The 11,390-nt window shown below is 38.9% G+C and carries 10 protein-coding genes and 1 tRNA gene; 9 read left to right on the top strand and 2 right to left on the bottom strand.

Translation table 11 applies throughout. The features are described from left to right. The first annotated feature begins 119 nt into the window (after positions 1 to 119). Both ACTNBF_RS15575 and ACTNBF_RS15580 read left to right on the top strand, forming a co-directional pair. Entirely contained in the window at positions 120 to 800 is a 681-nt protein-coding gene (locus ACTNBF_RS15575) for an ABC transporter ATP-binding protein (RefSeq protein ID WP_427807318.1), read from the top strand. A gap of 32 nt (positions 801 to 832) precedes the next feature. Further along, positions 833 to 3,385: an ABC transporter permease gene (locus ACTNBF_RS15580; protein ID WP_441089630.1), complete on the top strand. Its 2,553-nt coding sequence runs from the start codon at positions 833 to 835 to the stop codon at positions 3,383 to 3,385. A gap of 86 nt (positions 3,386 to 3,471) precedes the next feature. Here the strand turns inward: ACTNBF_RS15580 and ACTNBF_RS15585 are convergent, their stop codons facing one another. Both ACTNBF_RS15585 and ACTNBF_RS15590 read right to left on the bottom strand, forming a co-directional pair. Beyond that, a complete protein-coding gene (locus ACTNBF_RS15585) occupies positions 3,472 to 4,851 on the bottom strand; it encodes an aldehyde dehydrogenase (RefSeq protein ID WP_441089631.1) in 1,380 nt (459 codons plus the stop codon). A 14-nt stretch (positions 4,852 to 4,865) separates the two neighbouring features. Next, positions 4,866 to 6,077, bottom strand: coding sequence for an iron-containing alcohol dehydrogenase (locus ACTNBF_RS15590; RefSeq protein WP_441089632.1), 1,212 nt, complete (start codon positions 6,075 to 6,077; stop codon positions 4,866 to 4,868). 214 nt (positions 6,078 to 6,291) lie between these two features. Here ACTNBF_RS15590 and ACTNBF_RS15595 point away from each other — a divergent pair, with 214 nt between their 5' ends. The 7 genes from ACTNBF_RS15595 (at position 6,292) to ACTNBF_RS15625 (ending at position 11,161) form a co-directional block, all read left to right on the top strand. Further along, on the top strand, positions 6,292 to 6,744 hold the full coding sequence (locus ACTNBF_RS15595) for a DUF2975 domain-containing protein (RefSeq protein ID WP_427807325.1): 453 nt from the start codon (positions 6,292 to 6,294) through the stop codon (positions 6,742 to 6,744). A gap of 13 nt (positions 6,745 to 6,757) precedes the next feature. Beyond that, a complete protein-coding gene (locus ACTNBF_RS15600) occupies positions 6,758 to 6,982 on the top strand; it encodes a helix-turn-helix domain-containing protein (protein WP_441027019.1) in 225 nt (74 codons plus the stop codon). Between the two features lie 38 nt (positions 6,983 to 7,020). Further along, positions 7,021 to 8,535 carry a DUF4153 domain-containing protein gene (locus ACTNBF_RS15605; RefSeq protein ID WP_441089633.1) on the top strand — a complete coding sequence of 505 codons (1,515 nt, stop codon included), beginning with the start codon at positions 7,021 to 7,023 and terminating at the stop codon, positions 8,533 to 8,535. A gap of 92 nt (positions 8,536 to 8,627) precedes the next feature. Next, positions 8,628 to 9,470, top strand: a complete 843-nt coding sequence (locus ACTNBF_RS15610) for a fumarate hydratase (RefSeq protein WP_427807332.1) — start codon at positions 8,628 to 8,630, stop codon at positions 9,468 to 9,470. 32 nt (positions 9,471 to 9,502) lie between these two features. Further along, complete coding sequence (locus ACTNBF_RS15615; protein WP_441089634.1) at positions 9,503 to 10,102, top strand: Fe-S-containing hydro-lyase; 600 nt, start codon at positions 9,503 to 9,505, stop codon at positions 10,100 to 10,102. Positions 10,103 to 10,107: 5 nt separating this feature from the next. Next, entirely contained in the window at positions 10,108 to 10,821 is a 714-nt protein-coding gene (locus ACTNBF_RS15620) for a lysophospholipid acyltransferase family protein (protein ID WP_427820735.1), read from the top strand. Between the two features lie 252 nt (positions 10,822 to 11,073). Further along, positions 11,074 to 11,161 (top strand) — tRNA-Ser (locus ACTNBF_RS15625). Positions 11,162 to 11,390 lie beyond the last annotated feature (229 nt).

Below are 11,390 nucleotides of genomic sequence, written 5' to 3' on the forward strand. Positions count from 1 at the left end.
GTAGTCAAGCTACAGGGAAAAATCAAAAGTCCATAGTATCTGAATTGTATTGAACCACGATATTAAAAAGAAAGGAACGTGTGATAATTAACTTCCTAATTATCATACAAGTATAAAATATGGAAATCTTAAGGGTAGAAAACCTGACAAAAGTATATGGCGAGGGAAGCAATCAGGTGAAAGCCTTGGACAATGTTTCCTTTACTGTGGACAAAGGCGAATTTGTCGCGGTCGTCGGTGCATCCGGATCCGGAAAATCAACGCTGATCCATTTGATCGGCGGTGTGGACAAACCGGACGGCGGAAAGGTTATCGTAGGCGGAACGGATGTTTATGCGCAGAAAGAAGAAGAACTTGCCATTTTCCGGCGCAGGCAGATCGGACTGATTTATCAGTTTTATAATCTGATTCCGGTTCTGACTGTAGAAGAAAATATGACGCTTCCGGTTCTGATGGATGGAAGAAAAGTAAACGAAGAACGTCTGGAGGAACTTCTGGACTTGTTAAAACTAAAGAAAAGGAGGAAGCATCTGCCAAATCAGCTTTCCGGAGGACAGCAACAGAGAGTTTCGGTGGGAAGAGCGCTGATGAATGCGCCGACACTGGTTCTTGCTGACGAGCCGACAGGAAATCTGGATTCTGAGAACAGCAAAGAAATCATGAAGCTTCTCAGATATTCGAACAGAACCTACGACCAGACATTGATCGTGATTACTCATGATGAAAATATTGCGCTGCAGGCAGACCGGATCATTTCGCTGGAAGATGGACGAATCGTGAGAGATGAGGTGATTCGCTAATGAATATTTTCGCAAAAATCACCTTTCAGACGATGAAACAGAATAAAGTGCGGACGATTGTATCAATCATAGGTGTCATTCTTGCGACTTCTATGGTGACGGGAGTTCTCGTATTTGGAGGCAGTATTCAGAATTATATGCTGGAGCGCGGAAAGCGGGAAAATGGAGAATGGCATCTTTACGAAGAAGCGCTTACGAAAGAAGAATATGAAGAGACTGCAAAATATGATGATGTCAAGAAATGTGTTTCTATAAGGGAACTGGGATATGGAGATGTTTCTTTTCTGAGGCAGAAAAACATACAAAAGATCGCCAATTGTCTGTATATGCAGACGATGAATCCGGAAGCCGCAGAGCTTCTGGGAGTGAAGTTGTCGGAGGGGCGCTTGCCGGAAAATGAGAATGAAATCATCCTTCAGGAAGAAACGATTACCATGACTAGTACTCAGACCGGAGAACAGTACCGTGTGGTTGATGTAGGAGATACGATCACAGTTACGGTAGGCGACTGGATCATCGACGGAGAAAAGATAACCGGAAATCCTTGGATCGAATATCAGGAACAGGAGGATAAATACGAAAATTTTGCTCCGAAATATGAGAGAACATATACAATTGTAGGTATCCTGGAGTCTTGGGGAAACAGCAATATGGGCGGCGGCGGTATGGACGCATTTACCGGGGAAATTCTTTCAAAGGAACATCAGGAAGAAGATAAAGAGGCGCCTTATAACACGTATGTACAGCTGAAAAATCCGCGAAATATCCAGAAATTTATAGAGACAAAAGGAAAAGGAAAAAGCTGGAACTCAAATGAAGCCATTTTAAAATGGATCGGAGCTTCCAGAAACAGTGCATACATGACACTTTTAGATGGTATCATGCAGATCTTGATCTTCATCATTGGAATCGGATCCATTTCACTGATCTATAATACATTTGCCATCTCGCTAAGAGAGAGAACCACACAATTTGGCATCTTGTCTTCAGTGGGCGCGACAAATAAGCAGCTGAAAAAAGCCATGTGGTACGAAGCAGCTTCGGTAGCGGTCATCGGAATACCATTCGGCATCCTTGCCGGTGTAGGAGGAATCGCTGTAACACTTCACTATATCGGTCCGTGGCTTGGAGGATGGATTCACGGTGACGAAGAAACAATCAGGTTACATGTGTATCCATACATCATTCCGATGACGATTCTGATCGTATTTATTCTGGTATGCCTTTCCGTCTGGGGACCTGTCAGAAGAATACGTAAGATTACACCAATGCAGGCAATTCGCGCGACAAAAGATATAAAAATACGTTCCAAGAAAGTAAAAAGTCCGAAATATATTTTTAAACTGTTTGGAGTAGAAGGGATGCTTGCGGACAAAAATTACAAACGCGACCGGAAAAAATACAGAGCGACCGTATTTTCACTTACCATCAGCATTATCTTATTTGTGTCCGCGTCCCTGCTTTCAGAATATCTCATTTCAACCGGAGCATTTGTAATGAAAATGCCGGAATACGAGATCCTTTATACCAGTAGAGATTATAAAATGGATGAAATGGAAGAATTAGAAACAGAGAATAAAAAAATAGAACAAGTCTTAGACGAGATAGAAGGAGTAGAGCGATATCAGGAATATAAAGATCAATTTATTTATTTTGATGTAGAAGAGGCAAGATTCTGGTGCAATCTGATCTTTATCCCGGACGATGAATTTGTAAAATATACATATGGCAATAATCCGGTATATTACGATAAATATGTAAAATATGATACAGAAAAAGGAAAATATGTAGAAAAAGAATTCTTTGACGGAAAAGAAAATCTGACACTCCGATATTATAGAGAGCAAGTAATCCCAACAGAAAACGGAGAATATAACACAAAACTTTCCGAAGAAAAAGAAATCATTCTGAGTCATTCCATTGAAAATCTTCCGGATTATCTATTCGATTCTCAGAAAAGCGGATATGGAAATGTCATCATTCTGGTTCCGGAAAGCAGGATGGAAGAGTACCTGTTCAAGGATGATTTGTTTAATTCGGTTGAATCCAATATTGCAATCAAAGCAACACAGTACAATTCGGTCTATCAGGAACTGGAGAAAAAAATGACAAATGAAGAACTGTTGGAAAATGGTTATCTGTCATGTGCGGCGAAAGATTATGAAAAAGACAGAGGAATGCTTCTCTCTGTAAAGGTACTGACTTATGGATTTATTGTATTGATATCCCTGATCGCAGCAGCAAATGTGTTTAACACGATATCAACCAACGTTATGCTGAGAAAACGAGAATTTGCCATGCTTCAGTCTATGGGAATGTCCAGGAAGATGCTTCATAAAATGATGAATTATGAGTGCCTCATTTACGGATTCAAGTCCATCAGCTATGGAGTTATCGGATCGCTATTGATTAGTGTACTACTGTTTGGCAATATCGCCAGAAGTGCACAAATTCAGTTTGTATATCCATGGAAACCTTTGTTTGTCGCAATTATCTGGGTTATGATCGTAGTGTTCTGCAGTATGCTGTACAGTATACAGAAGATTAAGAAACAGAATGTGATAGAAGAACTGAAAAGAGAATAAAAGCATGTGGCTGGTTTAGAATATTTAAAATCTAAGCCAGCCATTTTAAATATTAAAACTCATGTATACCTGAATTATTTACCATATTATTTCAAAAACATATGAATCAATTTTTCATTAAGAGAGCTATAAGGCTGATATCGCATAGGCAGATCCAGCCATGTCTTTTTATCTACAATACTCTTATAATGTGAGAAGGTCCGGAATCCGTCCCGTCCGTGGTAAGATCCCATTCCGCTTTCTCCGAATCCACCAAATCCCATTTCGCTGGTAGCGAGATGAATAATCGTATCGTTGATGCATCCTCCGCCAAATCCGCATTCGGAAGTTACTTTCCTGGCAACAGCTTTACTGTTGGTGAAAATGTACAGCGCGAGTGGGTGTGCCATAGAGTTGATTTTACGGATCGCTGCATCCAAAGAATCGTATGTCAGAACCGGAAGGACCGGTCCGAAGATTTCTTCCTGCATAACAGCGTCTTCGAATGTTACGTGATCCATCAAAGTAGGTTCGATTTTTAATGTATCAGCGTCTGATCTGCCTCCGCAGACAACTTTTGACGGATCGATCAGTCCGCAGATCCGGTCAAAATGTTTCCGATTGATGATTTTTCCGTAGTGATCATTATGCAGAGCATCGGTTGTAAACTGCTTTTCAATCTGCTGTTTTATTTCTTCAATCAGGCGATCTTTGATTTCTTTATCGCAGTAAATATAGTCCGGTGCCACGCAGGTCTGCCCGCAGTTCAGGTATTTTCCAAATACGATTCTTTTTGCGGCAAGCTTTAAGTTGGCGCTTTTTTCTACGATACAAGGACTTTTACCGCCAAGTTCCAGCGTAACCGGTGTGAGATGGGAAGAAGCACATTTCATGACTTCTTTGCCGACTGTCTGGCTTCCGGTAAAGAAAATGTAATCAAAATGTTCGTTCAGAAGACAGGTATTTTCAGCTCGTCCTCCGGTCACTAACGCAACATATTCTTTGTCGAAGCATTCTTCAATCAGTTTTTTCATAATTTCGCTTGTGTTAGGGGAATAGGCGCTCGGTTTTACAACAGCGGTATTTCCGGCGGCGATGGCATCTACAAGAGGATCGATCGTCAATAAAAACGGATAATTCCAGGGACTCATGATCAGCACAACACCGTATGGAGACGGCTTCTTAAAACTGCGGGAATGAAAATGCGCAAGCGGAGTGAGAACTGTTTTCTCTTTGGAAAATTTGCGGACATGTTTTAACATATAACTGATTTCACTCAAAACAAGCCCTGTTTCGCACATGTAGCTTTCAAATGCGCTCTTTCCCAAATCCTTTTTTATTGCATCGTTGATTTCGTTTTCATATTTCAAAATGCAGGACTGCAGCTTTTTCAAAGCCTGTATTCTGTAATCTACATCGAGTACAGCTCCGGTGTAGAAAAATTTACGCTGTGTTTCAACGATTTCTCTGATTTCATGTTCCGTCATGAAAATTCTCCTTCCTACTGTTCAGATTGTTGCATCAATTGATAATAAAATGTTTCAAGTTCTTTGGCGTCCATCAGTACCGGAACCGGATAAAGTGGATTTACCTCCTTATCGGCATAGTGAGCGAGCTTTGGAATATCTTCTTCCCGAATCGATTCAATGGTATCTCCGATTTCAAATCGCTTTTTCATTTCTTTGACTGCAAGAATAAATGCTTTCGCTGCCGTTTCATGTGGTGTATTTTTATCTGCCAGTCCGGCAGCGATTGCAAGTTTGTGGAGCTTTTTGTAAATCGTGGAACCATAGGCTTCCAAAACAAGCGGAAGAATCACTGCATTTGCCAGTCCGTGCGGCACGTTGTATTCCCCTCCAAGAGAATGGGCAACAGCATGAACGTAACCTACATAGGATTTGGTAAATGCACATCCGGCATAGAAAGAAGCGTGAAGCATTTTCTTACGGGCTTCCTCATTTTTTCCATCTGTATAAACCGTGTCAATATTTTCAAAAATAAGTTCGACTGCTTTCAGGGCATCCATACGGGTTCCGTAAGTTGTTGAATTCCCGATATATGCTTCTACTGCGTGTGTAAGTGCATCCATACCGGTGGTTGCGGTGATAAAAGGAGGAAGACTTAAGGTTACCTTTGGGTCAAGTATAGCATATCTGGGAATCAAAGGAAAATCATTGATTGCATATTTATGTCTTGTCTCGGCATCGGTGATCACTGCGGCAAGCGTAGTTTCACTTCCGGTTCCGGCTGTAGTGGGAACTGCAATTAGAAGAGGAATTCTTTTGTGTACTTTCAGAATGCCTTTCATTTTGGCAAGAGACTGTTTCGGTTTTGCAATCTTGGCACCTACTGCTTTGGCACAGTCCATACTTGACCCACCTCCAAAACCTATGATGACATTACAATTATTGGAAAGAAATAAATCCATTGCTTCAGCAACATTCTTTGTAGTAGGATTAGCCACGGTTTTATCATATATCGTATATTTAATATTATTTTCGGAAAGTACTTTTTCAAGACGCTTTGTGAGGCCAAGTTTCATGATTCCTTCATCGGTAATAATAAGTACATGGTTATACTTGCGTTTCAGCAGAATCTCAGGTAAAGCTTTGACACTTCCAAGAATTTTAGGCTTTCTATACGGAAGAAATGGAAGTGCAGTTCGAAAAACTGTTTGAAAAGAACGGCAATAGAGCTTTCTTAGTGTGTTCATAATGATAATCCTTTCTTATATTTTATATATAAAATAGTTTTATAGTCAAACAAAATTAATATAACAGCCTGCTGCGAATTTGTCAATTATCAAAAACACCATTCAAAAAACAATAAAAAAATATCGAAAATCAATAAAAATATATTGTAATTCAAAATAATGTGGAATATAATGACAGAAACAGGAAATAGAAAATATACTGGAGGTATAATCAATGAAGTATGAACGAATTAAAAAGCTGACGAAATTGATTCTGGACATTATGTTTTTTACAGGAATTATTGTTCTGCTCACGCTGCCAATATGGCTCAGATTTGCCGGAACACATTATTCAAAAGACATAGAAATCCATTATTTGGCAATGCTGATCGTGTTTGCAGTATCTGGTTTAAACGGACTTTTAATCGTAAATGAATTGCGAAAAATGATGAAGACAGTTCTGGAAGCGAATTGCTTCGTGGAAGATAATGTAAAAAGTCTTAGGAGAATGGCAAGGTACAGCCTGGTAATTTCTATTTTCTTTTTTATCAAAGTATTATTGGTTCCAACTCCTGCAACTTTGATTATCATTCTTGTGTTTTTTATTGCAGCACTGTTCAGTGTGGTACTTTCCTGCGTATTTCAGGAAGCAGTCAATTACAAAGATGAAAATGATCTGACAATCTAGGGAGGTGTATCTTGTGGCAATCGTAATTAATCTGGATGTCATGATGGCTAAACGTAAAATGGGACTCACCGAGCTTTCAAAAGAAGTGGATGTCACCATGGCGAATTTATCTATTTTAAAAAATAATAAAGCAAAAGCAATACGCTTTACCACACTAGAAGCAATTTGCAGGGTTTTGGATTGCCAGCCTGGGGATATTCTGGAATACGTACCGGATGAAGATGCAGCCTCAGAATAAATATAAATGTATTAAAATTGTAAGGAAGGAGAATCTTTATGTATGAAATATGTATCAAAGACAATTACCGGTATTTTACAGTAGTCAGTATTTTTTATGGAATCGTATTTGCATTCTGCATGTATAAGAATTTATTCGGATGGACTTTTTTACTTTATGCAATTACAACAGTTATAGTTATTAATAAGTTTCTTAAGAAAGCTAATCTGGTTCACAAAAAAGAAACAAAATTTATTTACATTGGAGTAATATTATGTGGAGTGTCTACATGCCTGACAGCAAATATGTTGATACAGTTTTTAAACTGGTGTTGCATGCTTGTACTTCTTATGAGTTTGATGATCAACCAGATGAATGAAGAAAGAAATGATAAAATACTGGAATATATCAATAAAATGATAAGGATACCTTTTGCGACAATAGGAAATATTTTTCTTCCGCTGAAAAATACGAAAGAAATCATCAATAGCAGCAAAAAAGAAAGAACAGTGGATAAAGAAAAATGGAAACCAATCATTCTGGGAGGCGGTATGGCAATTGGCGTGCTGTTTGTGGTAGTACCTCTTCTTGCCGGTTCGGATATTGTATTTAATAGAATCATTAAAAGTGCGTTTTCATGGATGAATTTTGAAGGATTTAATTCATTGATCGAGATGTTCAATACTTTATTTGGAGTTTTAATTACATTTATGGCAGGATTTTTACTGATCTATGCATTTTTTTATGCATCATGTCGTGTTAATTCAAATAAAGAAACAGAGAAGAAAGATAAGCAATACAAGTCTTTAACAGGAATTGTATTTACGAGTATAATTGCATCTGTTTATTTATTATACTCTATGATTCAGATTCGATATCTGTTTTTGAAGGCAGGTCTTCCGGAAGGAATAACGTATTCCGAATATGCGCACGCCGGATTCTGGCAACTTGTTCTGGTTGTAATGATCAATGTCAGTATGGTGATTTTGTGTTCAGAACTGTATGAGAAAAATAAATGGCTTAATTATATGATTACCATCATTTCTCTTTGCACTTATGTAATGATGCTGTCAGCAGCATATCGTATGAAGCTATATATTGATGTGTACCATTTGACATTTTTGAGACTTTGCGTGCTGTGGTTTATTGCGGCGCTTGCCATCGTAATGGCGGGAGTGATAATTAGTATTTACAAAAAAGATTTTCGGCTTGTCAACTATATGATTGCTGTCATCGCAGGGAGTTATCTGATATTCTCTTTTTCACAGCCGGATTACTGGATTGCAAAATATAATGTGAGTCATATCGAGCAGCTTACATGTGCCGATCTTGAGTACATGATGTGTAACTTATCCCTCGATGCGGCACCGATTATTGCAGAAATTGACCCGAAAGAGGTATCATCTGATGATGGAGACGGATGCATATATTATTATGGAAATGCTCAGGAAAATTCTGCTGAGATTATGATGAAGAATTATTTTCAGGAAGTGTCGCAGCGGTGTGGGAAAATCGGTTTTCGGCAGGCAAACTTTTCCAAAATCCGTGCAAAACAGATTGCAGGTTCCTTTTGATGGTGTATAATTATTCTATATGCAGTTAATGTCGAATAATAGACGGAAAGAAATGCTGGCATAAAAAGGATACCGGAAGGAGAAAGACATTTATGCGTACAATAAATGTAGAAGAAATTACAAAGAATGTAAAAGAAATGTGTATCGAGGCAAACCATTTTCTGTCAAAAGATATGGATTGTGCAATGAAAAATGCAGCTTCCACTGAAAAATCACCTCTTGGAAAGCAAATTCTGAATCAATTGCAGGATAACCTGCAGATTGCAGCAGAAGACATGATTCCGATCTGTCAGGATACCGGAATGGCAGTTATATTTATCGAAGTCGGACAGGAAGTTCATTTCGAAGGTGGTATGCTGGAAGATGCCATAAACGAAGGAATCCGTCAGGGATATGTGGAGGGATATCTTCGAAAATCAGTAGTGAAGGATCCGATCATCCGCGAGAATACAAAAGATAATACACCTGGAATCATTCACTATAAGATAGTGGAAGGTGATCAAGTTAAGATTAAAGTCGCTCCGAAAGGCTTCGGAAGTGAGAATATGAGCCGTGTATTTATGCTGAAGCCGGCAGACGGAATCGAAGGTGTGAAAGATGCTGTTCTGACTGCGGTGAAAGATGCGGGGCCAAATGCCTGTCCGCCGATGGTGGTAGGTGTCGGAATCGGAGGGACTTTTGAAAAATGTGCATTAATGGCCAAAGAAGCTTTAACCAGAGAAGTAGGAAGTCATTCAGAAATTCCATATGTAAAGGATCTTGAAGAGGAACTTCTGGAGAAAATCAATAAATTAGGAATCGGTCCCGGCGGTCTGGGAGGATCCACAACAGCACTTGCAGTAAATATAAATACTTATCCGACCCATATTGCCGGACTGCCTGTCGGAATCAATATTTGTTGCCATGTCAACCGGCATGTGATCCGTACGATATAAAGAAAGTCGTAGCAGCAAGTATGAAATGTACAGTGCAGCGAATAGAGAAAGATAAGGAAGAAAGTGAGGAACAAACAGATATGGATCAACATATTACAGCACCGATTTCAAAAGAAGAAGCACAGTACCTTAAAGCAGGCGATTACGTATATATAACCGGAACGATTTACACGGCAAGAGATGCGGCACATAAAAGAATGGACGAGACTCTCTCAAGAGGTGAGATGCTCCCGGTCAATATTGAAAATCAGATGATCTATTATATGGGACCGTCTCCTGCCAGAGAAGGACGCCCGATCGGATCGGCAGGACCGACAACGGCCAGTAGAATGGATAAATATGCACCAAGACTGCTTGATCTGGGGCTTGGCGCAATGATCGGAAAAGGCAAGAGAAGTCAGGCGGTTATTGATGCAATTATTAGAAATAAATCTGTTTACTTTGCGGCAGTTGGAGGAGCCGGTGCGCTACTCTCAAAATGCATCAAAAAATCAGAGATTGTTGCCTATGATGATCTTGGAACAGAAGCAATCAGAAAGCTTGAAGTGGAGAATTTGCCGGTAATCGTTGTGATTGATTGTGAAGGAAATAATCTTTATGAAACAGCAATCAAAGAATATTGTGAGGAATAGTACAGATGAAAAGAATTTTATTGATGGTATTTCGGAATATCATTCTGGTGCCGTTTATGTGGTGTAAGCTGTGCTATTATGCTTCACATGCGGATAAGATTCCAGAAGAGAAAAGATATAAGTTTCTTCAATATATAGTAGCAAGAGCAAATAAAGGAGGAAATGTGACCATAGAACCGCATGGACAGGAGAATATCCCAAAGGAAGGCGGCTTTATGTTGTTTCCCAATCATCAAGGACTCTATGACGTACTGGCTATTGTTGACGTATGTCCAAGACCGCTTTCTGCAGTCATCAAAAAAGAAGCTGCAGGAGTTCCGTTTTTAAAGCAGTGTGTAGCTATAATGAAAGCATTTTCGATTGACCGTGAAGATATCAGGCAGTCTATGCAGGTAATTTCAAATGTAACAAAAGAAGTGCAGAGTGGAAGAAATTATATTATATTTGCTGAGGGTACCAGATCGAAGATGGGAAATAAACTTTTGGATTTTAAAGGGGGAAGCTTTAAAGCTGCCACAAAAGCAAAATGTCCGATTGTGCCGGTTGCTTTGATTGATTCGTTCAAACCTTTTGATACAAGCAGCATAGAACCGGTAACAGTCCAGGTGCATTTCCTGAAACCGATGCTTTATGATGAATATAAAGATATGAAAACAGTAGAAATTGCGGCTGAGGTAAAGCATAGGATTGAAGAGACAATAGAAAAGTACGAAAAATAATGATGGAGCAGCAGGGAAATTTACGGACGAAGTAAAATCCCTGCTTTTCATTATTTGACGTTTCTTATCAATAAAAAATAGAGAAGTATACTTATAAAATCACAAATATACATAGAAGAAAAAAGTTTTTGAAAAAGATTAAAAAAACTGTTGACATAATACGACTTGTTATGTATAATAACTAATGCGCTGTGATGTTACAAGTTAAAAATGTGTAATGAAACAGTAAATATAGAATAAAATTCAGGCTAAGGAGAAATACTCAAGAGGCTGAAGAGGCGCCCCTGCTAAGGGTGTAGGTCGGGTGACCGGCGCGAGGGTTCAAATCCCTCTTTCTCCGTTTTCTTTTGAAAACACCGATTTAAAAAATAAAAAAATTCAAAAAAGGTGTTGACAAATGAAAAGAAACATGATATTCTATTAAAGCTGTCGCGAACAACAGCGAACAACAAAGAACGTTGATAACTAAACAATAGACAACAACCCTGAAAATTCTTTAAGAGATTTTTCAAGAACGGTTGAATCGACAGATTTAACAAACCTAAAAACAGTAAGAAGGAACAGAATTG

It is taken from the genome of Bariatricus sp. HCP28S3_A4 (genome assembly GCF_052066395.1).
In the GTDB taxonomy this organism is placed as follows: Bacteria; Bacillota; Clostridia; order Lachnospirales; family Lachnospiraceae; genus Allocoprococcus.

Excerpts from the sequence above, each read along its gene's own strand:
- ACTNBF_RS15575 (WP_427807318.1), top strand. The coding sequence starts at position 120 with ATGGAAATCTTAAGGGTAGAAAACCTGACAAAAGTATATGGCGAGGGA.
- ACTNBF_RS15580 (WP_441089630.1), top strand. The coding sequence starts at position 833 with ATGAAACAGAATAAAGTGCGGACGATTGTATCAATCATAGGTGTCATT.
- ACTNBF_RS15585 (WP_441089631.1), bottom strand. The coding sequence starts at position 4,851 with ATGACGGAACATGAAATCAGAGAAATCGTTGAAACACAGCGTAAATTT.
- ACTNBF_RS15590 (WP_441089632.1), bottom strand. The coding sequence starts at position 6,077 with ATGAACACACTAAGAAAGCTCTATTGCCGTTCTTTTCAAACAGTTTTT.
- ACTNBF_RS15595 (WP_427807325.1), top strand. The coding sequence starts at position 6,292 with ATGAAGTATGAACGAATTAAAAAGCTGACGAAATTGATTCTGGACATT.
- ACTNBF_RS15605 (WP_441089633.1), top strand. The coding sequence starts at position 7,021 with ATGTATGAAATATGTATCAAAGACAATTACCGGTATTTTACAGTAGTC.
- ACTNBF_RS15610 (WP_427807332.1), top strand. The coding sequence starts at position 8,628 with ATGCGTACAATAAATGTAGAAGAAATTACAAAGAATGTAAAAGAAATG.
- ACTNBF_RS15620 (WP_427820735.1), top strand. The coding sequence starts at position 10,108 with ATGAAAAGAATTTTATTGATGGTATTTCGGAATATCATTCTGGTGCCG.